The following is a 26810-nucleotide window of genomic DNA, read 5'->3' as shown; positions in this document are numbered from 1 at the left end:
ATCTCGCAATCCATTTAATAGAGTTAATGCCTTTATTACAATATTTATTTTTGAATTTGCCGTAAACACTTTATGTCTATAGAATTTATTTTTCTTTAATATATAAGAAAAAACCACTACTTTATTGATTGACATTTGTTCTGTACAATTCAGAATTCCAACAACTATATCACAATATGCACTTAATTGAATAACTTCAGCATCAATACTAGTTTGCCTCATTTTCATCATCCTTCCATGATATTTTCATATCTTTTTCTATATTTTCTCCTGTTAAATAAATTAGTGCACCATACCTTATTTGTTCTGTCGAAGCATATGAATTACTACACTTTTTTGTTTCTTCAAATCTATTTCTAGGTGTGTCATTATTATCCGCTTGAACTTTATCTTTCGTTTGAATAAAATTTTCAAAAGAGGTTATTTCTATATTATCCATATTTTCTACTTTTCCATTTTCTAAATTCATAAGCCTATACTGTTGATAATATTGCCTATATCCCAAATTAAGTTTCAACGCTGATTCTAATAACCCACAATATTGTAATTGCTTGTACTCCCTAGTTCCCACTAACTCATTCATTCGAATAGGATTGGTTTTAATATAGTTTGGATAGCTCAACTCTATTTTTTCATTTGTAATTCTATTACATATTAATTCCGCCTCTTGTATAAACTTGCTGTAAGTACACACATATGGCTTTCTTTTTTCTAAACATGCGAACAAATTTTTTATAATAAAATTGTGAAGTTCATTAATTCGCAAATTATAAATTGAATCAGCAACTCCACCTTTCATAAAAATAGAAGAATATGCTTGACGAATTTCATCATCAATATTTTCTATACTTCTAAATTTGTGGTGATTTTTTATTTCTTTTATAATGTTAATAAATTTGTCCTTATCACCCCCAACCATGGATTTTACTTTTGTAATCAATGCATCTTTACGTTTTTTGGACTCTTGAATCTCCTCAAAAAAATTATCACAATCAATCTCAAAAATATCATCGGTATTTTGATAAGCGTCCTCTGTGAAAACTATGTATTCCTCAACATCTCCTCTGTTTTGCAACAATATCCAATTTAGAAAAATGTTTTTTGCAACAGCTTTTGTAATACTTGTTCTTTTCACTTGAATAGCACTATAAGTATTAGCATCTTTATTAAAAAACATATACCCCTTACATTTTTCATCAAAATTACTTTCATTTAAACTTTGAATACTTACGTCATCTACCGTTTCATATTCTACTTGTTCATTTTCTCGTATCGTAGCAAGATATAAAAGAAATACCTTGATTTGATACGAAAATCCGCGTAAACTATCAATTCCAGCAGTACTTACACAATCTATTAATTCTAATTGATCCAATAGTTCCCCTCCTTCCTGTATTTTTATACAATGTTCTATTCTCAACTACTAATATTATAATTGTACCATCCAATTTTCTCGCTTAACAACTATATTCCCTAAAGAATTAGCTATATAAAACTTTATCTACAGAATAAAGGACGCTAGAATTTGTCATTTTTAATTGACCATGTACTAAATATTCTGCATACCTAATTTTATTTCAACAAAGATGTTTAATTTATCCCTTTTTACAGACTAATTCATATCTTCCCCAATTTTGCCTACCACTGTCACATCCGCAGGCAACCATTCCACATCCCCAAGCATTTCTTTTGTTAACCACCTTGCAGCCTCATGCTCTTTCAATTTAATATCTCCACTAACAATCTCACACCAGAAACAATCCATAGAAAGATGAAATGTTGGATAATCATATTCTATTGTAGTAATTAAATCACCAACTTTGACTATTACATCAAGTTCTTCTCTGATTTCACGTACAACCGCCGCTTGTGGAGTTTCACCTTGTTCTATTTTTCCACCAGGAAATTCCCATCCACCCTTAAATTCTCCATATCCCCGGGCTGTAGAAAAGATCTGCGTTTTATGTTTCATTGAATCACAAATTACTGCTGCAACCACTCGAATTACTTTCATATCGTTCTGTTCTCCTTTAAAATGTTACTCTGCAAATATCTAAGCAAGTCTTCACGTACTGGATAATGCATTTTCATTTTGACTTTAGCAATTGGCTTCATTTTTCCACTGTTGTCTTCTTTTTCACTATTTACGGATTCTATTACATCAAATTGTCCCATATAGTAAAAATTTTTTTCAGCATCGTTTTTCTTTACTAAAAGATGTTTCCTTAGAGCACTTAAAACCTTTTTCATATATGGACTATTATTATCTTTTCCGATCTGAGAATCCCATCTGAATACCAAATTATCTTCAAAAGCATCGGCATAGTCAGGCTTTCCATCTACATAATTTTTTCCATCTTCTGCTTCCGCTTTATGATATGTAACAAAAATAAACACGTCATCAGCAATACGACTCATTCCGTACATTGTGGATGATATATCTTTCCCGCAATTCATAAGAAGACTTACATCTCTTCTGGAATATTTCTCATATAAAACAAATGGTGTTTTTTCTGCCTTTCCACTAGCAAATTTATCCCTATACCTTGCCAAGCCGACATTGATAATATCTCTTATCTGAACATTAAATTCCATATGTTTCAAACAATGTACATAGCTTGAGTACACCTGTATTAGCTTGCTTTCATCATATTTCAAAATACCAATTTCTTTATATTTCTGATATTCTTCATCCTTACTTGTAAAATACCCCTGAAGAACTTTTGCAGATTCATCAATCTCTTTCTCTGTTACCATACAATCAAATTGCAACTTTAATTCTGTTTGAAGTTCATTAGCAGAAAAGTTTTGCTTTGTAAGTAGTTTTTCCAAAATATATAATTCATTTGGTCGTACACCACTTAAAATTGTTTTTGATAAATAGTCTAAAATTAACTTTTCATGAGTGCTTAGTTTACTGGAATAATTATTTTTTTCAACAACTTCCATAAACTGCCAATACGACTTATATTCTTTGATAATAACAAGTGGATCAACCTCACCCTGTTCATAAAAATCAAACAATAAAGGAATTCTTCCAATTCTATTTTTCAAAGAAATATAGCTTTCCCTTATAATGGATTTCATTCCTTTCATTCCGTCGATAGAGCTAAAAATTTTTTCCTTCGATATTTCATCAAAATGGACTGTAGAACTCCCAGGTATTGTACTATTTCCAGAAATGACATATTTTCGCATCGTATCGGGATTATATGTTCTATCACCAGAAAGCGCTACTGGAATCATGAAGTTATTATTATAATTTCCAATAAAATCAAGAATTACTACATATTCCTTATTCTTTGTCTTTCTAAGACCTCGACCAAGCTGTTGAATAAATACAATGGGTGACTGCGTAGGACGTAGCATAATAACCTGATTCACTTCTACAATATCCACACCCTCATTGAGAATATCAACAGAAAAAATGTAATCCAATGGTTGTATCTCATTTGTTGCATCTTCTTCATTCATGGCAAGACGTTCAAAAGCATTTTCACGTTCTTTATCGCTATTGCCCCCGCTCAGTGCAACAGTTCTGTAGCCTAATTCATTAAATTTTTCTGAAAGCTTCTCGCATTCTCTATTTCTACTACAAAAGATAAGTCCTTTTACCCTTTCTCCACTATACCCATAATAACATGCTTGTTCAATTATATGTCTTACACGTTCATCACTAGTAAGTTTTCCAAAATCTTCTTCAGATATATTTCGTGCATTAACCTGATCCTCTGTCAACAAAGAAATATCACTGATTCCAAAATAGTGAAATGGACATAGCAAATTTTCTTCCAGGGCCTGTTGTAATCTTATCTCATAAGCGATTTGATGGTTAAAAAGTTCATATACGTTATTGGACAAATCATCGGATTCTCTTTTATCAGGTGTTGCAGTCATTCCAAGAAAAAGCTTTGGTTTAAAATACCCCATTATCCTCTGGTATGTATCTGCAAGACTATGATGTGCCTCATCAAGAATAATACAATCAAATTCTTCCTTAGTAAATTTCCTGAGGTTTTCATCTTTATGAAGAGTTTGTACCATTGCAAATATATAATCTTTTTCATAACTGCTATATCCAGCACCAACAATTCCCATCGATTTTTTATCGCCAAATACTTTTTGAAAAGATGCAAGAGCTTGTTTCGCAAGCGTTAATCTGTGTACTAAAAATAACACTCTTTTAAAACCTAATTCTCGCATCGCAAAGGCCGATGCAAAAGTTTTTCCTGTTCCTGTTGCAGAAATCAAGAGTGCTCTTCGCTCTCCTGATTCTACAATCTTCCGAAGATTGGTAATAAATTTCACCTGCATACTATTCGGTTTCAGTTTATAGCATTCAATTGAGGTAATCTCTTGTTCTTTTGCAATTTCTCTTTGATGTTTGGTTATCTTATAGCGTTCTTTATAATTTTCGTAAAACTCATCATAAGATAAAGCATAAGATGAATTCCATAATTCCTTGAACTCGTCAACAATTTCTTTCGCCATTTCGCCTTGTTCTGTTGAAAGCAGCTTGGTATTCCATTCACGATTGCTGGTAAGTGCGGCGCTGGTGATATTGGAGCTTCCAATTATAATGCGATATATTTCGTCTTTTTTAAAAATATATCCCTTTGTATGGAAGCCTTCGGCTGCTCTTTCTACATCGAACATTTTCAAAGTAATGTTAGATAATGAATTAAGTTTCTCCAAAGCTCTTGGTTCGCTGAAATTCAGATAATTAGTAGTCAGAATTTCACCTGGAATATTTCTTTTTTCAAGTTCTTTTAGTGTCTGAAGCAATGGAGTGATACCGCTCATAGTAATAAAAGCTACACTAATCTGAAAACGGTCGCATGTCAAAAGCTCATCTTCTATGGATGAAAGAACCTTTTTCCCTTTTTTGTAATTGTTTGATACAAATCTAGGACGATATGTACTACCAGATGCAACAGCCCCGTCTATATATGCAGTTTCAAAACCGGATCGCATTTCATCAATTTTGCTCATTTGTTTATAACACTCCCTGCTTCCACATTTCTTCCGCCACACTCACATATTCCTTACTATTCTCCACAATCCCAATCTTCTCTTCCCATGTAAGATTTCTCTTAATCTTAGCAGGACTTCCCATTACCAAGGAGCCGTCTGGAATAATGGTGTTTTTGGTGACGAGGCTTCCAGCGCCGATGATGCAGTCGCTGCCGATTTTGGCTCCGTCAAGAATTATGGCGCCCATTCCAATTAAAGTGCGCTCCCCAATTGTGCAGCTGTGGATTACGGCATTGTGGCCGATTGTGACATTATTTCCAATATAGACTGGCAGGCCTCGGCTGACGTGGATCGTGCAGTTTTCCTGGATGTTAGTTTCCTCGCCAATTACAATTGATGCGTCGTCTCCGCGGATTACGCTGTAGTATAGCACACAGCTGTCACGGCCGATTGTTACATCACCGATGATTACGGTCTGCCTCGCGATCTTAGCTGTTTTATCTATTTTTACATTTTTATAGTTCATTTGGCTTTCCCCGATCTAGAGTAAATATTAATCTGTTTTCATCAATAGTAACATACAAAAAAGAGATTGTATATTCTTTCATCATAATACTTGCGTTTATTTACCTTCGCTTTCCGATCCGAACTGATGTCTTTTTATATATCTTTCAATCTCCCCTCACCTCTCATCATTTTTTCGCCCATACATTTTTATAAAATTGAAAAGACAGGCCCGAATACCTTTTAAATCAAGGCTTTTCGTCCTGTCATTAATATAATATGTGCTCCTGTTGCAGAAATCAAGAGTGCTCTTTTCTCTCCTGATTCAACAATTTTTCGCAAATTAGTAATGAATTTCACCTGGAATATTTCTTTTTCAGTATCTGAAGCAATGGAGTGATACCGCTCATAGTAATAAAAGCTACACTAACCTAAAAACTTTTCTATTATATCCCAATAAACTTCCATCGTCTCATCCCCGCCACAATATATCTCATGCTTCGTCCCGGGCATGTAAACATACTCGCAGGGGACAGCACCGCGCTTTCTGATTTTCGCTGCGAATTTCTGAAGTGCGCGGACGGATACGAAATCGTCTTTTTCGGCCTGAAAAATAAGGAGTGGGGACTGGAGCATCTTCCAGCCGTGGTATCTTAAATACCAGCTCATTTTTATGGAGGCTTTCAGCCAGCCATAGGATGGTGCACAGGTCTGGAGAAACTGTTTTTCTTTTCTCAGATCGTTGTACCTTATAAATTTAGGTTCAGAGGTGCCGGCGCTGGTTTGGAAGGTGTCGGTTCCGTCGTAAGGTTTCTGGCCTAAGACATAGGACTCTTCCTTTCCCCAAAAGCATTCTGCATGGGCGATCAGTACGGTCAACGGCCAGGGCACACCTCCGGTGAGCGGTTTGATCATAGGCGAGCTTAATATCACTTTATGAAAAAGAGTGGGTTCCCAGGCTGCGGCGATTACGCCGATTGCACCGCCCATGGAGTGGGCCAAAAGGTTCACGGGCAGCTTCGGGTATGCCCTTTTGATTTCGTGGCATACTTTCAAAAAATCCCTTACATACCGCTTCCAGATATCAATATGTACCAATGAAGGATCTGCTGCCAGACGGTAGCTTTGACCGTGTCCCATATGTTCTGGCATGTATACGTGATAGCCAGCCTGTAAAAAATAGTAAATCAACTCCTCATATTTTGGTGCGCCTTCTGTGAAACCATGACTGATCACCACCACCCCCACAGGATTCTCTGCCAGATAACGCTTTACATGGATTTTTCCCGTAATTCCATTTTTCCCATGGTAAATGTCTTCTGCTCCGGGAATGTATCCCTCCCGGCAATGGACCTTTAAATAAGGTTCCACTTCATTTTTCATAGTATCTAAATATTCGTTTTCCTGTATCATTTTCATTCCAAAACTCCTTTTACAAGCAGCTTATAAAATCATAAAAAACAATCATCACGATTCACAAATTCCTGATAACACAACTCATTCAAAAGTATCTAAAAAAAAGATATACTGCGACATGTGTGTTACAATTTACGAGAGCTTAATACTTTATTACTATCCCCCCAATAATCCCATTAATCTTCTTCTCATTATAAAACACCAGAATAATTCCGCCCACCATACAGAACACCGCTGCGCCAAAGGCTGCGATTCTATAACCTGTTCCGTCTCCTGTTCCGATGGTAGAAACAGCAGTAAAGATCAGCATGGAAAGACTCTGGCCAAGTTTGAATGCAAAGGTTCTTGCTGCATAAAACATTCCTTCCCGGTTGCTTCCGGATGTGATAGAATCGCTCTGAGCGATATCTGCCACAACCGCCTGGGGCAAAATTCCAAAAATTGCCATCGGCAGCGCTGCCACCACCGTCAGGATCAGTCCCTGTACGGTTTCCGGAATAAAGCTCATTTTTCCCATAAATCCTGTATAGAAATAAGCCAGACTGAATACAGCAAATGCAAATAGGATCATCTTTTTCTTACCCAGCTTCGGGGTAAGCTTATTTACCGGAATGTAAAATACCAAAGACAATGCTGTCATCCCCACAAAATACAGGGTTGTCATCGTCTCCGGCAGCTTCAGAAGGCTGGTCACAAAGAAAGGCAGACCTGTCTGAAACATGGTAAGGGCGATCCAGTAAAAAATATCGGAGCCCACAAATTTACAAAATTCTCCATTCTTAAACGTAGCAGTCAGGGAGCGAAAAGCAGACTCTTTTGCTGGAACTGTGTCCACGTAATCCTTTTCACGAATGCAAAATACCGGTATCAGCATGCAGATAAATGCCACCACTGCCATCAGCGTGAAGGTGACACGGATGGCGCCAACACGTCCAAATGCCGGGATAAATGCACCCCAGATAGTTGGTGCCAGGTATGCAACTGCAGTTCCTGCAATGAATGTAAAGGAAATCACCGTAGAAATGTTAAGCCGCTCCTTCTGGGTGTGTCCCAGCTCCGGAATCAAGGCATTATACGGTGTGCAATAAGCTGTAATGGAAAGGTAATAGGCCAGAACCATCACCAATAAAAACGCTGCATTGAGCCAGCTTTTCTCATTGATCGGGGACCAGAACACTAACACTGTGGAAAATGCCAGAGGCAGGGACGCCCATTTCAGGAACGGAATTCGCCGTCCATTTTTGGACGTACACCGGTCTGACCAGGACGCGATCATAGGATCTGTGAAAGCATCAAAAATTCTTCCGAAAGCTGTGATTCCTCCGATAATAGTGAAAATGCCAAGCACCACCAGTCCCTGTGGAATAAATACGTTCTGCCCCTGGCTGATGGCGGTTTCATCTGGCTGATAAAAATACACAAGCCAGTTTGAAATGATTCCGGACAACATTGCCCATCCAAACTGACCTGCTGCAAACTGCCAGATTTTTGCTGTTGTAAGTTTCTTCATCACGCACTTACCTCCTGCTTTTTTATAATAATGATAGTATCATTTTTATGCCCGCTTCACAATATACGAATCATTACTATTGCACAATTTTCACAGAATTTATTACTATTTTATAGGTAATAATTTACTTGCAAGTGTTTGAAAAAGGCTTTCTGCAAGATGTGCGTCACAATTTGTGGGAGATTTTATCCGGATGAGGGCGCCATAGCGGGCAGCAACCGAATTCGGGTAGAATATACCACAAAGTGGGCGTGCAGATTGCGGATTTTATTCAGCATTCCACAGCCACTTTGATCACGCCATCTCTCTTATTTTCAAAGAGCTCATACGCTTCCTCAATTCTGCAGAGCAGATAGGTATGTGTGAGCACAGGCTTAGGCTTCTCCATTCACTGTCTGCCATCCGGAACTTTCATGGTAAATATAAAAGCAAGTGAACTAAGCAGCAGCATATAAGGATACAGCAGCATTGGAAGTATATCAAATGCGCTGACCACTTCTCCTAAACTGGCTGCAGCAGAAACAGCAACCAGCATTTGCGCTCCGTATGGTAAAATCCCCTGAAAAATACAGGAAAATGTATCCAGGATAGAAGCAGCTTTTCTGGCGCTGATACCGTAATCCTTTGACATTTCCTTTGCAATCGGGTTCGCCATAACGATCGCAACTGTATTATTGGCAGTTGCAATATCCATTAGCCCAACTAACAGTCCCATTCCCAGGAGCCCGCCTTTTTTTCCTTTAAACACTTTCTTTATCCAGTATAATAAAGCGGAAAATCCACCATACTCCTTGATCAGGGCACAGATTGCAGCTACCAGAATCGCAACCATACTGGTTTCAAACATCCCGGCAGCACCGGTTCCCATATTTCCGATCAGGTCTGTGGGTGCTATCATTCCTGTTGCAATCATAATAACTGAGCCACTTAGAATACCTGTAATCAGCACGAAAAATACATTAAATCCGATGATTCCACCTATAAGAACCAGAATATAAGGAATGATCTGTATTAAATCATATTTTTCTTCGATGAATCCACCATTATAATTTTTCACAGACAAAACCAGCAGAATAATAATGCTGGCAATAGCAGCTGGCAGTGCAATAAAGAAATTCTCCTTAAATTTATCTTTCATTTCACAGCCTTGTCCATTACATGCAGCAATGGTTGTGTCTGATATAAATGACAGATTATCTCCAAACATGGCGCCGCTCATGACGGAACCAATACAAACCGGCAGTGCAAATCCGGATACCCTTGCTACTGCAACTCCAATTGGAACGATCAGTGTAATTGTTCCTACAGAGGTACCCATTGCAAGAGAAACAAAACAGCTGACCACAAAAAGCACAACAACTGCAAACTGAGGCGGAACCAGTGACAAAATAAAATATGCAACACTGTTTGCAGATGTTCTTCCGACTATACCTACAAAAATACCTGACAGCATAAAAATTATGATCATTGTAATAATGTTAGGATCACTGATTCCAATCCCCATAACTTCCAGCTTATCATTCAATTTAAGCTCGCGGTTCTGTATACAGGCAACAAGTAATGCAACCAGAAATATTACAACAACGGGGATTTTATAAAATCCCATCTCGATATCCAGGCCATACTCAAATAATATGCCAAGCCCCAGATACAAAACAACAAACACTACTATAGGAAGCAGTGCTTTTCCATTTCTTTTTTCATTTTTCCTCATCCTACACTTTTCTCCTTCTTAGTTATAGTACTAATAGTATCATTTTTGTGTCCGCTTCACAATAGCAAGTCAACTGGATATTTTATATAAAAAGATCCCGGCAGGCTTCTGCTTCTGAGCGCTCAAACTCAAAAGTATGAAACCTGCCGGGAAGTTTTATTTTCATCAACCAAAAAAACTATAGCTTACTGATAATCCGTCTCTTATATTCCAAAAATTCTTCTGACAATGCAAAATCCGCTGCCCTGGGTTTTCTCTCCTGGATCACGATCTCATCTTTGATGGTTCCCGGAGTTCCGTTCAGAATGTAAATCCGGTCGGACAAAAGAATGGCCTCATCAATATCATGGGTGATAAACAAGGTAGACAGATCAATATGCTGCATAACTTCCAGATACCATTTATGCACGCTGGCCTTTGTCAATGTATCCAGTGCACTGAAAGGCTCATCCAGAAGGGCAACTCCGCTGGAACTTAAATAAGTTCGAAGCAAAGCCGCACGCTGTCGCATACCGCCGGACAGCTGGCTTGGATACTGATACTGGGTGCCTTCCAGACCAAATTCTGCAAAAAGCGGATTGGCCTTTTCCCTGGCTTCTGCTTTCTTCACGCCTTTCAGTACAAGGGGAAGTGCTACATTGTCGATCACTTTCTTGTGAGGAAGGAGAAGATCCTTCTGCAGCATGTAGCTGATGCTTCCAGGTGTGGAAGTCACATCCTGATCTTTCAGATAGACCTTTCCTTCATCAGGCGGGATAATACCGGAAAGCACATTGAACAATGTGGTCTTTCCGGAACCGCTGACTCCCAGAAGGGAAACCAGTTCCCCCTGCTCCAGATAAATGGAAATGTCCTCTAAAACCTTTTTTTCACCGTATGTTTTTGAAATATGTTCTGCTCGTAAAATTACTTTATTTTGTTCTGATGACATATTCGTTCCTTATACACAGCGCTACTTCCATAACCAGTTCCATTTTCCGCAAAAATTGGGGTAAATTTTCCTAGCAGAATAGCTCTATGCGTTAATTTCTTTCTCTTTCATTCCTTACTGTGGAAGATACTCGTTAGAAAATCCGACTCCAGTAAGATCCTTGTCGCAAAGCTGGTTCTCATACAGCCATTTGTAGAATGCATTCCATCTGTCTGCATCAATTACGCCCCAGCTTTCTGCATCGTCAATGTATTTTGTGGAAAGGAATTCCTGGCTCTTCTTTACAAGATCTTCAGCATCCTTCAGAGAGCCTGTATTATCGCCGTCAATGAGGATCTGTGCTGCCTCATCCGGATTCTCTGCTGCAAACTCATATCCCTTTGCAGTTGCTTCCATAAATGCTTTCGCCTGATCCGGATTCTCAGCAAGATAGTCGTTATTTGCAATGATAACCGGTGTGTAGTAGTCAAATACAGGATTGATATCAGAGAATGCAAAATAGTCGCAGTCTACACCTTCTACGTCAGCATTGATTCCGCCCCAGCCCTGGAATACCCAGATGGCATCCGTCTGATTGGCAGCAAGTGCTGCTGGCTCATCTGTAATATCATTAGGGATCAGGGTAACCTGACTGAAATCTCCGCCGTCGCCGTTTACAACATTTTCCAGCATAGCAAGCTCGATTGGGGAATCCCATGTGGAATAGGTTTTTCCGGTAAGTCCGGCTGGTTTATCAATTCCGTCACCTTTTCGGGAAAGGATTCCGGAGGTGTTGTGCTGAATGATTCCTGCAACTGCTGTGATTCCAAGAGGCTCGTCAAGTGCAAGGGAAGCAGCCATGGTATCCTGGGCCTCGATCGCAAACTGAGCCTGACCTGCTGCGCACATAAGGCTGCACCATTTTCCGGTGGCTGAACGATTTCCACATCAAGACCAGCTTCTTCGTAGTAGCCTTTTGCCTGTGCTACATAAAGTCCGGTGTGGTTGGTATTCGGTGTCCAGTCCAGGCAGAATGTGATTTTCTCCTGCGCACCATCTTCTGCGTATACACCTGTAGGAACTGCAAACACCATAGCTGCCGCTGCAACTGGTGCGATTACTTTTTTCAGATTCTTATTCATGATTTTTCTCCTTTTCTACCTGCAGCCATGGCATTGTGATCCGGCTGACAATATTTACTGCCAGAAGAAGTAAAAGGCTGATGATCACAATGAAGATAATGACTGCAAACATTTTATCAAAAGAATATGCTTTTTTTACACGGGTCATATAAACACCAAGTCCGTTAAATCCACCCAGCCACTCAGAAACAACTGCTCCTACAACTGCATAGGAAGCAGATATTTTCAGCCCGGAAAAAAACTGGGGCAAAGCACCTGGAAATTTCACATGGCGGAAAATCTGTGCCCGGCTGGCTCCCATGGCCTTCATCAGACGAATGGCATCCGGATCCACACTTTTATATCCATCCAGCAGTCCGATTGTAATTGGGAAAAAAGTGGTGATCACAACCAGAGTGATCTTCGGTGCCATTCCAAATCCCATCCAAAGCACCAGAATTGGCGCAATGGCAATGGTCGGTATGGTCTGCGTAATGATCATGATCGGATAAAATGCCTGATCCATTACACGGAACCGATCCATCATAGTTGCAAACACAAATGCCAGCGCGATTCCAATGAGAAGTCCGTAAAAGGATTCCAGCAAAGTGAATTTCGCATGGAAAAGTATGGTTGGCAGATCGCCAAACAGGGCTGTCAGCACTGCTACCGGAGATGGAAGCATGTAGGATGGAACAATTCCCGAAATGCTTACCACTTCCCAGCCAAGCAGAATCACGGCCATGGCTGCAATTGGAGGTATCTTACTGGTGATGTTTGGTAACTTTCTTTTCAATGGTAAGTACATCCCCTTCTGGTTTATATGCAATTTTAACATATACGCTCATAGCCTTGCAGCCTGCGCGCTCAGCTACATGCTGACACTCTTTTACAATATCCATCAGCTGGTCGTAATCACCTTCAATGGTGGTCTCAAATGGTCCTACATAATAGTTCAGACCAGTGGATCTGATGTAGGCGATCACCTCGTCTACAATGCGGATAACTTCCTCTTCATCCTGTACATTTGGCAGTACCTGAATTGCTACACTTGCGTTCATTTTCTTTTCCTCCTATTTTCCGTCCCATAAACAGGACTTTGCGTTAAAAATCGAATAAGAACCATTCTTGAAACTGTGACGGAACTGAACAGGCTCTGTCAGTCAGTATGAAAAAAGAGCACCTGCCATCCAGACAAATGCTCCTAATTACATCGTTAAACACTTCCTACACTGGCATGATCCAACAGGTTAAAAGGGTCTAAGGACTACCTTACTCTCAGCTTCTCAATTGAAACTCCCCTGGTCTTTATTCAGATTTCGTTGCTTATTATAATACACCTTTCTTCAAATTACAAGAAACTATTTTTATCTCAATTATATTTTACATACCCTTAACAGAATTGTACTGCTCGCAGTCTGACCAGCACGCTCTAATTAATATTCCCATTTCATCAGAATTCGTAAAAAAAATCTCCCTGCATATCACAGTTATTTCCTGCAGAATATATAATAAATCTACAGATTCTCAAAGGCAGCCTGAATACTGTCATAGTGCAGGAATTTTCCCTGGGCTGCAAATTCCTTGATCTGATTCAGAGTGGCAAACATGTGGCCGTCTGTCTCTTCTTCCTGAAGGTGTAGATCTTCTTCTTTCACATCCATCACAAAGCGGTAAACATCTACGAAATAGTTGTCTCCCTCCCCTGGATTCTCTCTTTTGTAAGTAAAAAGATAGCCGCCCTGCGCACCGCTTACATCAAGGCCTGTCTCCTCTTTCACTTCGCGGAGTACAGCATCATAAGAAGATTCCCCTGCCTGTGCTGCACCGCCGGAAACTTCCCACCAGCCTGGTGCCCAGGCTTTTGTCAGCACACGTTTGGTAATGAGAAACGTACCATCTGGTCTTGCCACTACTCCAAGTACGGTGAGATGGTATTCCCCGTCTTTTAAGCACCAGTCGTTTCGCTTCATGGTGCGGCCTGTAGGTTTCTTGTTAATATCATAGATGTCCCAGAATTCCAATTTTTATCACTCCTGTTATATGTTTCTCTTGTATATTTTTATATTATGATTATTTTGCGAATATTGTTATCGAATATAATAATTCATCTTTTCTATTTCAGAAGTTCCTCCACCATCTCTCTGGTATACTCTACCTTCTCTACATGGTTGACCTCGATCTGATACAGTGCATTTGCCGCAATGTGCTCTGCTGCCTGCTCCAGATCACGAATACCTGAAGTATTGGAATAACGCTGGATGATTGCCTCCAGCGCCCCCTCTGTGATAATGCACTCACTCTCTTCCATATGCATTCTCTTAAGAACTTTCGGAAGAGAGAATCTGGAAAAGATTACTTTCTTCTCCTCAGCTGTATAATCCGGAATATCAATTACTGCGAATCTGGACATCAGCGGTGCACTGATCTGGTCACGGTCATTTGCAGTAGCAATTGGATACACACCACCAGTTGGGATCATACACTCCATATAGTTATCTGTAAATCCAAGGTTGTCCAGAAGCGTAAGAAGTACATCTGCCGGATTTCCATTTCCTTTGCCGGAATTTGCCTTATCAAGCTCGTTAATAATAAATACCAGATTAGAGGCACCAGCCATGGAAAATGCCTCCATAATAATTCCGGGCTTTGCATTTGCGTAAATACGGGGGCTTCCGGTAAGCTGCTTGGAGTCGTTAATTGAGCTCATGTCCAGCGTAGTCCACGGAAGTTTCAGGATTCTTGCAACTGCATAGGCTATCTGGGATTTGCCAGTACCGGCAGGTCCGATCAGAAGAAGTCCGTAGGCCGGAAGGGTATGTGTACGGTTGATCTGGATAATCGTCTCGATAATACGTTGTTTCACACGCTCCATTCCATAAAGCTCTTCATCCAGGATTCTCCTTGCCTCAACAGGATCGATTGCTTCAAAATAATTGTTCTTCCACTGGATATTCAACATAATAGAAAGAGCCCTCTGCGCATGATGGCGCTCTTCCTGGGAAACTTCACTGGATCTTGCCACTGCCAGATTTCTTCTGGTCCAGAGTCTGATATTATCCGGCAGTGTTTTGCCTGCGCAGGTCATAAAATCGGTAATGCTCTGAATGCTGGTAAGTTTCATCTCATCACCGTTTTCCTCCTGTTCCTCATCCTCTTCTGCCTCAGCAGGTGCATTACTCTCCAGAAGTCTCTCGATCATAAACTGCAGAAAGCCATCCTCTGCGGAAAGCTTTGTGCCGCCGCCAAAAGCAGTTTCGCGAATGCGGTATACCGCATATCCGTCCTCCCTGTTAGTACCAGACAAACGTACATTGATCCTGCTGTCTCCCAGCCATTTCAAAAGACTGGTAAATCTGGAATCAATTTTCACCACATCTGCTGTATGGTTACCGTCTTCTTCCTTAAAATCAAAAGCAGTACGGTTTACCGGATTGGTAAACACACCGCAGGAATGATGTTTCCACTGTCTCTCTTTATTGTCAAGCACCATGATCGGCTGCTCCGGTGAAGGCTTCGTATGGCTGCTGTGAAATGTTGTGTAAGTACACTTTGCCTCCGCTTTGCTTGCAGAAGCACCGCTGAAATCAAATACTGGCATAGCTTTTTCCTCTTTCCTGTGTATTTAAAGGGATATATTTCTCTAATTTCTCTTACCTACTATAACAACATTTTTCTCTAATGTCCAGAATGAGTTGGCCTGTTTCATAATTCAGCATTGTCTTGTATTATTGTTCACTTTGTGACCAGTAACTATCTTATTTTTTATATATCTTGGCATTTCTTAGTTTTTTACAAAAAATCTCTTGCCAAAATGGAGAAATTCGTGTATTCTATTATACGGACTACTTTTCAACAATTTGATTTTCACTTAACATTTGATATATATTTCTGATTTTTAGTGCGCAGACACCATAGTCCCTCCCAAAGCTTCTAATGGAATACTGCAATCTAAAAATAAAAGACTCCCGGGCGCTCTAGAGCGTGTCTGAAAAAGCTTTCTGTAAGATTTTTCAAACAGGCTCAAGTGTTCCGGGAGTTTTTCTATTCAATTATGCCAGACTTAACAGCTGCTTTCCTTCTGTCAGTCTTTCTTCAAACTGCTCATAGAAATCTCTGCCCACTTCATATGTTTTCATATAAAAACGATTCACCACATATAAATTCAGATTTTTGATCAGCTGGGCATCTGTGGCATTATAAAGAACCTCCTGCACATCCAGCAAAAAATAATGCCAGTCAGCTACAAACTTTTCATACTGGCGAAGATCCGGAGTGTCGATCCATTTCTTTACCTTGATCTTGCTCCGGCTTGTCTTCTTACATTCATGGATCTGCAGAAAATACTTAAATCCTCCATTTTCATAGAAACGTCCCAATGGGAAAAGTCTGCAGAACCCAGGACGGAAGTCATGAATGCTGCACCGTCCCTGTTCATTCAGGAAAACACAGCATTGGTTTTTTCCACTCATGCAAAGATGAGGCAGAATATTCCCATCCATGGCATCGAACTGGATCAGCCCGGTGCTTACCAGTTCCTGTGGTGTTTTTCCCAGATTCGTACACAGACGGTACACATCCATGGGATCCAGCACAACTGAGTCCCCCATACCCTCACAGCAGTCATGACAGCCCGCACAATCCTGACAGTCTGCCTTTACCATATCATTTAATTCATAAAGTCTTCCGTCGGAAATCTCTTCCAAAGATACTTCTCGGCGCATATGCAAATTCCTCTTTCTTTTATTTTTTTGTAGACAAACATGGTTACGGTTCACTTCGCGATGCACAGAAATCATGCATTCACATGATTTCCCGCTGAGATTCCCGTTTTTTCTGTAAACGATATTCACAAAAAACGTCTCGCGGAACATTGCCAGTGAACAGTAATATAACATGCTGCCATCAACAGCATCTCCGTATTATCTATCCTCTGTATTTACAGCTTAATTCCAGACAATGCCTGTGCAAAAGCATTATTCACCGGCTCATTTGCCTCCTTCTGCTGCCTGCGCAGATAGTTCTGCACATCACGCTTGCCTACTCCTGCGCCCTCTTTCTGGCGTCTTGCCTGGAACGCGGAAAGCTTCTCCTTATAACCACACTGGCAGACAAACATCTCTTCCTTACCTTTCACATACATTTCCATACGTTTATGGCATTTCGGACAACGGGCATTAGTAGTGCGGGAAATCGTTTCACGGTAACCGCACTCACGGTCCTGGCATACCAGCATTTTGCTGTTTTTGCCATTGACAGCCAGAAGTTTTTTGCCGCACTGCGGACATACTTTATTTGTAAGATTGTCGTGGCGGAACGTGCCCTCCCCGGTCTTGATCTCATCTACAATTTCACAGGTATAGTCACGGATTTGGTGAAGAAAATCCCCCTGACGTATCCTGCCTTTTGCAATCTGGGAAAGCTTCATCTCCCAGTCAGCCGTGAGCTCAGGCTTTTTCAGGTCTTCCGGCACCAGCTCCAGAAGCTGTTTTGCCTTTGAGGTAATATGGATCTCATTGCCTTTTTTCTCCATCATAAAGGAATGGAAAAGTTTCTCAATAATGTCTGCTCTTGTGGCAACGGTTCCAAGCCCCCCAGTCTCTCCCAGGGTTTTCACCGCTTCTTTATCTCTTGTCTCCATAAATTTCACCGGATTTTCCATAGCTGCAAGAAGAGTTGCCTCTGTGAATCTTGCTGGCGGTTTTGTTTTTCCTGTATTTAAGGAAGTTTTCAAAATCTTTAGTCTGGTTCCGGTTTTCATCTCCGGAAGACGCTGGTCTTTCAGTTTTTTCTCATCATCCGCCTCATCTTCCAAATCATCATCTGCTCCGCCTTCGTAAACTTCCTTCCAGCCCATGCTCTTTATCACTTTGCCGCTGGCTGCAAAAGTTTCTCCTGCCGCTTTCGCCTCCATGGTCACCTGCTCATACTGGCTTGCAGGATAAAGAACTGCAAGGAAACGACGGACAACCATATCATAAATCTTCCGTTCTTCATTTGTCATGTGGTCCAGCTGAACAAACTGTTCTGTCGGAATGATCGCATGGTGGTCACTGACCCTCTTATCATCCACAAAACTTCCATTCACCTGCACAGGCTTATTCATAAGTGCGCCAGCAAGCTTTCTGTACGGACCGATTCCGCAGGCCTTCAGTCTTTCCTTAATAGTAGGAACAATGTCCTTTCCAATGTATCGGGAATCGGTTCTGGGATATGTGAGTACTTTGTGGTTTTCGTAAAGGCGCTGCATAATATTCAGGGTCTCTTTTGCAGAAAAACCATATTTCAGGTTGGCTTCCCTCTGCAAAGTTGTCAGGTCGTATAGGCCCGGGGCCATAGTCTTTTTTGCTTTTTTCTCTACACTGGTTATTTCAAGAGCAGCGTTCTCCAGCCTGCCTTTGATCTGCTCTGCCCTTTCCCTGGAAAAAGTACGGAAGCTCTTTGTTTTCTCATCTCTCCAGGTCCATTTCACATCCTGGGTCTCCAGAGAAATACCATAATATTCTTTTGGCACAAATTTGCGGATTTCTTCTTCTCGCTTTGCGATCATGGCAAGGGTTGGGGTCTGCACCCTGCCACAGGAAAGCTGGGCGTTGTATTTACAGGTGAGAGCTCTGGTACCATTCATTCCCACCAGCCAGTCTGCTTCTGCCCTTGCAACAGCTGCACGGTAAAGATTATCATAGTCATGCCCGTCTTTCAGATTGGCAAAGCCTTCTTTAATTGCTTTATCTGTGACTGAGGAAATCCACAGTCTCTTAATTGGCTTATGGCAGCCTGCTTTTTCCAGAATCCAGCGGGCCACAAGTTCTCCCTCCCGGCCTGCATCTGTGGCTATAATGATTTCTCCAATATCTTTTCGGAAAAGCTGGGTCTTCACTATGGAAAACTGCCTGCCTGTCTGGCGGATGACTACCAGCTTCATCTCCTTGGGGAGCATGGGCAAGGTCGCCATTTCCCATTTTTCATACTTTCTGTCATATTCTTCCGGGTCAGCCAGGGTTACAAGATGTCCAAGTGCCCAGGTTACTACATAGTTTTTGCCTTCGAGAATACCACCATTTTTCTGGTTTGCGCCAAGAACACGGGCAATGTCTCTGGCGACGGACGGTTTTTCCGCAATTACAAGTGATTTCATGTATACACTCCTGATTATTTTCGTATTTGATGATGTCTGCTTAAGCAAACAGTGAAATCCTCTCCATAATTGTTAAGGAATAGTTACATTATAACACACTTCAGAAATTTTTAAGAATATTTTGTTAAAATTAATTTGTAAAACGATCCCACCAATGCTATTATGTAACCATAAAAGACAGAGAATCTACATCGCAAGGCTTCAGGTTCTTTGCCTCAGAGCATGCCCCCAAATACTTTCCCTGATATGTGCTTCACAATTTATGGGAGATTTTGCAAACATGTTCTAAAAACCTAGGAGAAGTTATGTATTATTTTATTGTTAATCCCAATTCCCGCTCTGGCAGGGGACGTTCCATCTGGAATGAAATTCATCAGCAGCTTATGCTTCGGGGAATTGATTTCCAGTACTGCCTTACAAGATATTCCGGACATGCCGCAGAGATTGCTTCTGATGCCTGTGCTCTTGGCACTGAATCTGAGCCTGTATATATCATTGCAGTGGGAGGTGACGGCACCATTCACGAGGTGCTCACCGGCATCACCGATTTTGACCGGGTAGTCTTCGGATACATTCCAACCGGCTCTGGCAATGATTTCTGCAGAAGCATGAGACTCCCTTTTGATCCAATGGAATCACTGGAATATATCCTAAAGGCAGAGCATATCAGCAAAATGGATGTTCCTTACCTGCTCCGCAATAATAAGAAGTCCCGATTCGGTATCAGCACGGGAATCGGATATGACGCCGGCGTATGCCAGGAGGTTCTGGCAACGCCCTTAAAGAAGATATTCAATCGTCTTGGGCTGGGAAAGCTGATTTATCTTTTCATTGCATTGAAGCAGCTGATTTTTATTAATCCAGGAAAAATGACAGTGACCCTAGATGGAGAGAATACTTTTTCCTATGACCACGTATATTTTACAGCGGTTATGAATCAGAAATATGAAGGCGGCGGTTTTAAGTTCTGCCCGGATGCTCAGCCTGACGACCAGCTTCTGGACGTGATCCTTGTGGAAGGTATCCGTAAGATAAAGCTTTTATTTTGCCTGCCTACTGCTTTTTTCGGAAAGCATGTGGGCATCAGGGGAATACATATTCTCACCTGCAGCGATATCCATGTACATAGTGCGTCCGCTCTTCCCATTCATATTGACGGGGAATCTGGCGGAATTCGCGAAGATTTAACAGTTTCCATTGAAAAAAGCTCTTTAAAAATCATTTTACCTGTGGTATAATCTCTCACGATTTGGGGGATCCGGAATTACAAGACCGGTAACCCAGATTGGAAAAGGAGTGAAAAAGACTTGGTACAATTTATAAAAAAATACAGGCATGGTCTGATCATACTTGCGTATGCCATTGTTTATATGCTTTTTTTGAGTATCTGGAGTGCAGGCCGGTATGGGGATTTCATGTGATCGACACTGTTTTTGATGATTACATACCATTTTGTGAGTATTTTATTGTCCCCTATCTATTATGGTTTCCGTATCAGATTCTCACAGTTTTATACTTTATCTTCAGGAACAAGAATAAAAAAGAATATTATCAGTTGATTTTCAATATGATGATGGGTATGACTGTTTTCCTGATCGTGTCTTATGCATATCCAAATGTACTGCACTTAAGACCATCAGAGTTTCCAAGGGAAAACGTGTTTACAGATATGGTAAGATGGCTGTATCGGACGGATACACCGACCAATGTTCTGCCAAGTATTCATGTATTTAATTCTCTGGCAGTTCATATGTCACTTACCAATTGTGAGGCGCTGAGAGACCACAAAGGGGTAAGGTATGGATCATTGGTTCTTACATTACTTATTATCATGTCTACTATGTTCCTGAAGCAGCATTCCGTAATTGATGTGTGCTGTGGTGCTACGCTGGCGCTGTTTGGATATCTGTTTTTCTATCCGCAGAAGGCAGGAGAAGAAGCAAGTGGCATGGCAGTAGAGAGAATTGGACGGAATAATCGCAGGAAACATTATTAAACAAAACGCGCACTTCCAGAAATGGGAAGGCGCGTTTTTTTTAACAAAAATACGAGCGGCGACAACCGAATATAGATAAAATATGCTGCAAAGTGGGGCGTACAGATTGCAGGAATGATTTTTCAAACAGTCTCCAGAGCGCCCTGATCATTAATCAGTTAAATCCGTAGAACTTCTGGCAAAGCTTGTATGCAGCTACAGACACCTTACGTCCGCCGCGGCCTGGAAGGTTCATGAAGTTACCCATGAGGCTGTGGCGAAGTTTTCCGTAGAGGGCACGGTTCGTGGAGCGGATATATTCCAGAAGCTCCTTCTTCTTGTCGAGAGCTTCCTTTGTGCCGGAGCGGATCAGCATAATGGAGGAAATGGTAGTAATAATATCCAGATAACTGATCATGTAGGCTCTGGTGCGTTTATTCATGCTGCCGCAGCTGGTGTAGGAATTTACCATCAGTTTATTTACGCGGAGCTGCTGGTCGATTCTGCGGATCATAACTGTCTCGTTTACGGACTGGTCATCGCGGCCGATAAAGTAACGGTAGAAATTGGTATCCAGGTAGTACATGTTCTGTACATACGGCAGCGGATCAAAGGCAAAAATATTATCTACGTAGAAGGTATGCTCCGGCAGAGTCAGGTTGCACTCAAGGAGAAGCTGGGTGCGGTAGATCATGGAGTGCATGAGAAGATATTTTCCCTTTGGCATGTGACCTACTTCATTCCAGGTGAAAATCTGGTTCACTGGCAAGCAGTGACGGTACTGCATAACCTTCTTGCGGGTCGCACCCTGTTTCTCGTATACAAAGTTACTGATGAGAAGGTCAACTGTTTTGGAGCCTTTTACCAGCTCTTCCAGAGTTTTCAGGATCTCTTTGTAGGATTCTTCATTTACCCAGTCATCACTGTCCACAACTTTGAAATACAGTCCCTGGGCATTGTGGATACCAGTGTTTACGGCACCACCGTGGCCAAGATTTGGCTGATGGATGGCGCGGACAATGCCTGGATATTTCTCCTGGTATTCATCTGCGATCTCGGCTGTTCTGTCCTTGGATCCATCGTCAATTACAAGGATCTCTACTTCATCTCCGCCTGGTAAAAGGGATTTGATGCAGTTCTCCATATAAGCTTCAGAATTATAACATGGAATTGCTATGCTCAGTAATTTCATTTATTTTCCTCCTCATGTAGTGTAACGATTCTGTATTTTAAAATTACGCACCTTGCGATGTATTTTCCTTTTTTTCTTTGAGTTATGTTCTCAAAAACGCCAGCTGAACCGTTACATATATTTTTCATAAGCGCCAAACGCAGAAGGTATGGCGTAGTTTCTCTCTGATTCTTTTTTATCTGCAAAAAGAATTCCCGGGGCATGTGTCTGCTCCAGGGAGGACACGCGGATCCGGTACGCTTTCATCCGCCACTCAATGTGGGAAAAAATATGCCTGGCCTCCGGCAGTTCTTCTATATATAAGGGCTCTGCGCCAAGCTCTTTCACGTATTCCAGGGCTTCCTCACGGTTCAGGTATCCTTCTGTATTGGGAAGCTCGTATAATCCGGCAAGGAGGCCTTTCGGCGGCCGCTTGCGGATCGCAGTGCAGCTTCCATCCTGAATAACCAGAACGGTTCGCTCTTCCACCACTCTTGGCTTCTTTGGTGCTTTCACCGGAAACTTTTCCATAGTGCCGTGAAGTCCCGCCTGGCAAAAGCCTCTCACCGGACAAAGGTCGCATTTGGGCTGTCCGTTGGGGACGCACACTACTGCTCCAAGCTCCATCATTGCCTGGTTAAAATCACCTGGACGGTCTTTCGGGATAATTTCTTGCAATGCGCTTTCTGTCTTTTTGCGAAATGCAGGTCTGGTAATGTCTTCCGAATCTTCCGTCATTCTGGTGACTACACGGAAAACATTTCCATCTACGGCTGGCACCGGAATGCCATACGCTATAGAAGCGATAGCTCCTGCAGTGTAACTTCCTATCCCCTTTAACGAGATAAGAAGGGAAAAGTCTTCGGGAAGTCTGCCATTATATTTTTCTACCATTTCCCTAGCTGCCAGCTGCATGTTCCGCACACGGCTATAGTATCCAAGACCTTCCCACAGCTTTAACAGCTTTTCCTCCGGACAGGCTGCCAGATCCCGGATATCCGGCAGTTCCCTGATAAATCTTTCAAAATAGGGCTTTACAGCTTCCACGCGGGTCTGCTGGAGCATGATCTCGGATACCCAGGTGTAATAGGCGTTGTGCTTATCCCTCCAGGGCAAAATCCTTTTATTCTCATCATACCAGGCAAGAAGAGGCTGTATAAACTCATCTGTCATCTAGTTTCCTCCAAACACACAGGCACTGGATTCTGTATTTCCATCCCGTCCGGCTCTACCAGACAGTCATAGGCCAGAATATGCACCCCTGCCTTTTTCGCTTTCTGTAAGGTTTCCCCAAATTCCCGGTGCGTATCCCAGTTTGGTTCAAATCTTGTAATTCCCTTCATCTGGATCACCAGAAGCAGATAAGCCTCATATCCTTCCCTCATGCAATGGATCAGCTCTTCCAGATGCTTCACGCCCCTCGCAGTAGGAGCATCTGGAAAACGGGCAATATTGTCTGCTTCCAGGGTTACACCCTTGACCTCAATAAAAGCCTTTCTCTTATCTGAACAGGCATACAGATCGAATCTGGAATTTCCATAAGTTTTCTCAGGAGTTACCTGCACTTCCTCCGGAAAAAGATGTCCTGCCCTTACCCATTCCAGGGCGGCTTTATTGGGAATCTGGGAATCCATATTGATCAGGCGTCCGCCTTTATTTACACAGACCAGATCGTATGCTGTTTTCCTTGCCGGATTACTGCTCTTTTCCAGAAAAACCTGAACACCAGGAATCAAAAGCTCCCTGCATCTGCCTGTGTTCTTTACATGAACCGTCTCTGTCTGTCCCGCAATCTCCACATGTGCAATAAATCGGTTCGGACGATCCAGGAAACGGCCTTCTGTAATATTTTCGTATTTCATAGTTCACCTCGTGCTGCTGCCTGACTCCCAAAACGTGTCTGAAAAAGGCTTTCTTCAATGACAGTCTCAAGAAATAATGTAACTATTTCACCGCAATATAAAACTGACCAATAGTTCAAAAGCAGCAGTCACCTTTCCTATCATAACATAAAATCTGCAAAAAGCCAGTTAAAATTGAAAAATCCCATATTAGGAGATTGATTTTTTTGATTTTCCTATATAGAATAGAAACCGTCAGGTTGCAAAACAGAATGAGAAAAGAAGTAATTTTAGAATTTTAAGCACACCAGAAAGGACTAAAAACCTCAAATGGACAGTATTATTTTTGATATTGACGGAACTATATGGAACTCCACCGACGTTGTAGCTATGGCGTGGAATAAGGCTTTAGAAAAAGAGAATCTTGATGTCCGTGTGACAGCTGATCAGCTGAAAGGGCTGTTTGGCAGACTTCTCCCGGATATTGCGAAGGCAATCCTTCCAGAACAGACCAAAGCGGAGCAGCTTCGGGTCATCGATATCTGCTGCCAGGCTGAGCACGATCTGCTGCGTGCGATGGGGGCACCTGTTTACGACGGACTGGAAGAAACTTTGAAGGAGCTTAACAAACGCTACCCGCTTTTTGTAGTAAGCAACTGCCAGGCTGGATACATTGAACTTGTTTTTGAGAAAACAGGGCTGGGAAAATATTTCACAGGTCATCTGTGTCCTGGAGACAGCGGGGAAGCCAAGGCAGCTAATATCCGTTCTATTGCTAAGAAGTATCAGCTGAAAGCACCTGTTTATGTAGGAGACACCTCGGAGATTACCAGGCATGTCAGGAGGCAGGGGTACCATTTGTATTTGCTTCCTATGGATTCGGACAGGTAGATACACCGGATTATGTGATTGAGAAGCCGGCGGATTTGTTGAAATTATTCTAATTATTTATACAAATTTTTATTAGCAGTCCTTACTTTTCAAAAAATAGTGTGCCTGACTCATCACTGAAGTAACGAGAATGTGACACACAGTTATTCAAAAGCAGATTGCGGGAATGATTTTTCAAACAGGCTCCAGTGCAGCTCAATATCCGGATTACAAAAGAAGCACCTGTATATCAATTTCCAGATATACAAGTGCTTCTTTTTCATCTCATTTCTTACATTTCTTGCGAATCACTACCACCATGATAATGAAGATAACAATTACTGCTGCCAGATAAATGATATCGTATACATAGCTCTTGACCACCATATCCAGACCGGTGAGGATTCCGAAAATGAGCAGAGTCACGCCGGAAACCAGCTGAACCTTTTTGTCATCGTAAAGCTTCTTACGCTCAGCGGCATTTCCGCCTTTCATAAGAATATCTCCATGACCGGTAAGAAGCATAACTCCCATTACAAGAGCTGCTATAGTCAGTATCATATCAAATGAATCCATATTCATATTAACTTATTCTCCACTTCTTTTGTGTTGTTCTGCTATCCGCAGCCTCAAAGACATGCAGCTGCCTTTTCATTCAGCTAGAGCATGTTTGAAAAATCATTCCCGCAATTTTCCAGTCAGATAAATGATCTTTTAGTAGAAGCACACGATCGGCACATTGGTATCAATAATGCTGTACAGAGTAGCTGCTGCATCCAGCGGCATATTGATACATCCATGGGATCCGGCGTAGGTATAGCGGTCACCACCGAAATATGCCTGCCAGGTAGCGTCATGGAAACCAATTCCGCCGTTAAACGGCATCCAGTAGGTAACCTGGGTTTCGTACTCGTAAGTGCCGTCCGGCTTCTTCTCTCCACGAAGCACATCCGGGCTCTTCTTATAATACAGGGTGAAAATTCCCGGAGGTGTGGCTCTGTCATCATAACGGATATCTCCGGAAACAATGTCAGAGTCAAAGATGATGCTGCCATTCTGGTAATAGTACATGTGCTGACTACTCAAATCTACCTCGATATAGGTACTTCCAATGTCATTGTATCCATAAGAATTGGCTCTCATGGAATATACCGGTTCCCGTGTAGTCTGAGTGCCTGTACGGATCTCTTCTGTCAGCTGTGCTGCTTCTGCGTCCTGATCGATCTTCCAGCCATATGCAGAGCCATAAACAGAAACGGTACGGCCACTGGTCGTATTAAAGGAACGTGTTGTTCCAACTGTATCATGCTCACTTGCCAGCTGTGCCACAAAATCCTTGATATGCTGGGTAAAGGAAGCATCATCCTGCACCAGCTGTCCCTTGTCATCAAACTGCAGCCATTCCTTAAGGGTGCTTCCGTCAAGAGTGACTGTCTGCTCTCCAAATGTATAGGTAATGCTGGCCTTGGTATAATTATTATAAGCATCCCTGGTGGCCTGAAGGGTAGGATCATCGCTGGTCACTGCTGCCACTGCATATACATCCGGCGTACTTCCCAGATCAATGGATGTCTGGCTTCCGGAAATGGCGGTATCCAGCGCTTTATAGGCTTCCTTCACCTTCAGCTTGCTGCCCTCACCTTCAGCTTGCTGCCCTCAGTCTCAG

General features: G+C 41.8%; 26 protein-coding genes, 2 pseudogenes and 1 riboswitch. Of the genes and pseudogenes, 4 read left to right on the top strand and 24 right to left on the bottom strand.

Features of this window, described 5'->3' with window-relative positions; translation table 11 throughout:
* The 8 genes from DW904_RS23300 to DW904_RS26020 all read right to left on the bottom strand — a co-directional run.
* The coding region (locus DW904_RS23300; RefSeq protein ID WP_207664935.1) for a hypothetical protein at positions 1–222 on the bottom strand (222 nt) is incomplete at its 3' end.
* On the bottom strand, positions 209–1375 hold the full coding sequence (locus tag DW904_RS20030; RefSeq protein ID WP_118583882.1) for a hypothetical protein: 1167 nt from the start codon (positions 1373–1375) through the stop codon (positions 209–211). The genes DW904_RS23300 and DW904_RS20030, both read right to left, overlap by 14 nt.
* 237 nt (positions 1376–1612) lie before the next feature.
* On the bottom strand, positions 1613–2014 hold the full coding sequence (locus tag DW904_RS20025) for a (deoxy)nucleoside triphosphate pyrophosphohydrolase (RefSeq protein ID WP_118583880.1): 402 nt from the start codon (positions 2012–2014) through the stop codon (positions 1613–1615).
* On the bottom strand, positions 2011–4992 hold the full coding sequence (locus tag DW904_RS20020) for a DEAD/DEAH box helicase (protein ID WP_118583878.1): 2982 nt from the start codon (positions 4990–4992) through the stop codon (positions 2011–2013). Before DW904_RS20020 ends, DW904_RS20025 begins: the two co-directional genes overlap by 4 nt.
* Before the next feature lie 4 nt (positions 4993–4996).
* On the bottom strand, positions 4997–5500 hold the full coding sequence (locus DW904_RS20015) for a gamma carbonic anhydrase family protein (protein WP_118583876.1): 504 nt from the start codon (positions 5498–5500) through the stop codon (positions 4997–4999).
* Positions 5501–5904: 404 nt separating this feature from the next.
* Positions 5905–6897: an alpha/beta hydrolase gene (locus DW904_RS20010; protein WP_118583874.1), complete on the bottom strand. Its 993-nt coding sequence runs from the start codon at positions 6895–6897 to the stop codon at positions 5905–5907.
* Positions 6898–7036: 139 nt separating this feature from the next.
* Positions 7037–8404 (bottom strand): MFS transporter, encoded by a 1368-nt coding sequence (locus DW904_RS20005; RefSeq protein WP_118583872.1) that lies wholly within the window; start codon positions 8402–8404, stop codon positions 7037–7039.
* Between the two features lie 105 nt (positions 8405–8509).
* Positions 8510–8593, bottom strand: a complete 84-nt coding sequence (locus DW904_RS26020) for a DUF6783 domain-containing protein (RefSeq protein ID WP_313718026.1) — start codon at positions 8591–8593, stop codon at positions 8510–8512.
* Between DW904_RS26020 and DW904_RS26015 the strand changes: the two genes are divergently transcribed.
* Complete coding sequence (locus DW904_RS26015) at positions 8564–8698, top strand: DUF6783 domain-containing protein (protein WP_313718005.1); 135 nt, start codon at positions 8564–8566, stop codon at positions 8696–8698. The two genes, DW904_RS26020 and DW904_RS26015, sit on opposite strands and share 30 nt — an antisense overlap.
* On the opposite strand, the pseudogene DW904_RS20000 reads toward DW904_RS26015, so the two are convergent.
* The 11 genes and pseudogenes from DW904_RS20000 to DW904_RS19955 all read right to left on the bottom strand — a co-directional run.
* Positions 8676–8780: pseudogene (locus DW904_RS20000) on the bottom strand (alcohol dehydrogenase); the annotation flags it as partial. The gene DW904_RS26015 and the pseudogene DW904_RS20000 overlap by 23 nt on opposite strands.
* Before the next feature lie 12 nt (positions 8781–8792).
* The gene (locus tag DW904_RS19995; RefSeq protein WP_118583870.1) at positions 8793–10118 is read right to left on the bottom strand and encodes a Na+/H+ antiporter NhaC family protein; all 1326 of its coding nucleotides are present in this window, start codon (positions 10116–10118) and stop codon (positions 8793–8795) included.
* Positions 10119–10296: 178 nt separating this feature from the next.
* Complete coding sequence (locus DW904_RS19990; protein WP_118583868.1) at positions 10297–11049, bottom strand: ABC transporter ATP-binding protein; 753 nt, start codon at positions 11047–11049, stop codon at positions 10297–10299.
* A 114-nt stretch (positions 11050–11163) separates the two neighbouring features.
* A complete protein-coding gene (locus DW904_RS19985) occupies positions 11164–11937 on the bottom strand; it encodes an ABC transporter substrate-binding protein (protein WP_279254408.1) in 774 nt (257 codons plus the stop codon).
* 50 nt (positions 11938–11987) lie between these two features.
* A pseudogene (locus DW904_RS24680) lies at positions 11988–12122 on the bottom strand (ABC transporter substrate-binding protein); the annotation flags it as partial.
* Positions 12123–12162: 40 nt separating this feature from the next.
* Complete coding sequence (locus tag DW904_RS19980; protein WP_118583866.1) at positions 12163–12945, bottom strand: ABC transporter permease; 783 nt, start codon at positions 12943–12945, stop codon at positions 12163–12165.
* Positions 12914–13210: a thiamine-binding protein gene (locus DW904_RS19975; protein WP_118583864.1), complete on the bottom strand. Its 297-nt coding sequence runs from the start codon at positions 13208–13210 to the stop codon at positions 12914–12916. The genes DW904_RS19980 and DW904_RS19975 overlap by 32 nt, the downstream gene beginning before the upstream one ends.
* Before the next feature lie 145 nt (positions 13211–13355).
* A riboswitch (TPP riboswitch) is annotated at positions 13356–13462 on the bottom strand.
* A gap of 204 nt (positions 13463–13666) precedes the next feature.
* Positions 13667–14173: an NUDIX domain-containing protein gene (locus tag DW904_RS19970; protein WP_118583862.1), complete on the bottom strand. Its 507-nt coding sequence runs from the start codon at positions 14171–14173 to the stop codon at positions 13667–13669.
* Between the two features lie 92 nt (positions 14174–14265).
* A complete protein-coding gene (locus DW904_RS19965) occupies positions 14266–15750 on the bottom strand; it encodes an AAA family ATPase (RefSeq protein WP_118583860.1) in 1485 nt (494 codons plus the stop codon).
* A 451-nt stretch (positions 15751–16201) separates the two neighbouring features.
* On the bottom strand, positions 16202–16873 hold the full coding sequence (locus DW904_RS19960; RefSeq protein ID WP_118583858.1) for a YkgJ family cysteine cluster protein: 672 nt from the start codon (positions 16871–16873) through the stop codon (positions 16202–16204).
* Positions 16874–17088: 215 nt separating this feature from the next.
* Positions 17089–19287 (bottom strand): DNA topoisomerase 3, encoded by a 2199-nt coding sequence (locus DW904_RS19955; RefSeq protein ID WP_118583856.1) that lies wholly within the window; start codon positions 19285–19287, stop codon positions 17089–17091.
* 305 nt (positions 19288–19592) lie between these two features.
* Between DW904_RS19955 and DW904_RS19950 the strand changes: the two genes are divergently transcribed.
* Together DW904_RS19950 and DW904_RS19945 are read left to right on the top strand one after the other, a co-directional pair.
* A complete protein-coding gene (locus DW904_RS19950; RefSeq protein WP_118583854.1) occupies positions 19593–20525 on the top strand; it encodes a diacylglycerol kinase family protein in 933 nt (310 codons plus the stop codon).
* Between the two features lie 179 nt (positions 20526–20704).
* Positions 20705–21283, top strand: coding sequence for a phosphatase PAP2 family protein (locus tag DW904_RS19945; protein WP_243110504.1), 579 nt, complete (start codon positions 20705–20707; stop codon positions 21281–21283).
* Positions 21284–21437: 154 nt separating this feature from the next.
* Here the strand turns inward: DW904_RS19945 and DW904_RS19940 are convergent, their stop codons facing one another.
* The 3 genes from DW904_RS19940 to sfsA form a co-directional block, all read right to left on the bottom strand.
* Positions 21438–22454, bottom strand: coding sequence for a glycosyltransferase family 2 protein (locus tag DW904_RS19940; RefSeq protein WP_118583852.1), 1017 nt, complete (start codon positions 22452–22454; stop codon positions 21438–21440).
* 111 nt (positions 22455–22565) lie between these two features.
* Positions 22566–23606 carry an A/G-specific adenine glycosylase gene (mutY, locus tag DW904_RS19935; protein WP_118583850.1) on the bottom strand — a complete coding sequence of 347 codons (1041 nt, stop codon included), beginning with the start codon at positions 23604–23606 and terminating at the stop codon, positions 22566–22568.
* Complete coding sequence (sfsA, locus tag DW904_RS19930; RefSeq protein WP_118583848.1) at positions 23603–24295, bottom strand: DNA/RNA nuclease SfsA; 693 nt, start codon at positions 24293–24295, stop codon at positions 23603–23605. Before sfsA ends, mutY begins: the two co-directional genes overlap by 4 nt.
* Positions 24296–24604: 309 nt before the next feature.
* Here sfsA and DW904_RS19925 point away from each other — a divergent pair, with 309 nt between their 5' ends.
* The gene (locus DW904_RS19925) at positions 24605–25165 is read left to right on the top strand and encodes an HAD family hydrolase (protein ID WP_243110503.1); all 561 of its coding nucleotides are present in this window, start codon (positions 24605–24607) and stop codon (positions 25163–25165) included.
* A 264-nt stretch (positions 25166–25429) separates the two neighbouring features.
* Here DW904_RS19925 and DW904_RS19920 read toward each other — a convergent pair whose 3' ends face one another.
* Both DW904_RS19920 and DW904_RS19915 read right to left on the bottom strand, forming a co-directional pair.
* A complete protein-coding gene (locus DW904_RS19920; RefSeq protein WP_226855285.1) occupies positions 25430–25726 on the bottom strand; it encodes a DUF3784 domain-containing protein in 297 nt (98 codons plus the stop codon).
* 132 nt (positions 25727–25858) lie between these two features.
* Positions 25859–26764, bottom strand: a complete 906-nt coding sequence (locus tag DW904_RS19915; protein WP_347562216.1) for a L,D-transpeptidase family protein — start codon at positions 26762–26764, stop codon at positions 25859–25861.
* Between the last annotated feature and the right edge of the window lie 46 nt (positions 26765–26810).

This window comes from Ruminococcus sp. AM42-11 (assembly GCF_003480145.1).
GTDB lineage: Bacteria > Bacillota > Clostridia > Lachnospirales > Lachnospiraceae > Blautia_A > Blautia_A faecis.
The sequence above is the reverse complement of the archived record's forward strand: the minus strand, read 5'-3'. Positions and strand labels throughout refer to the sequence as shown.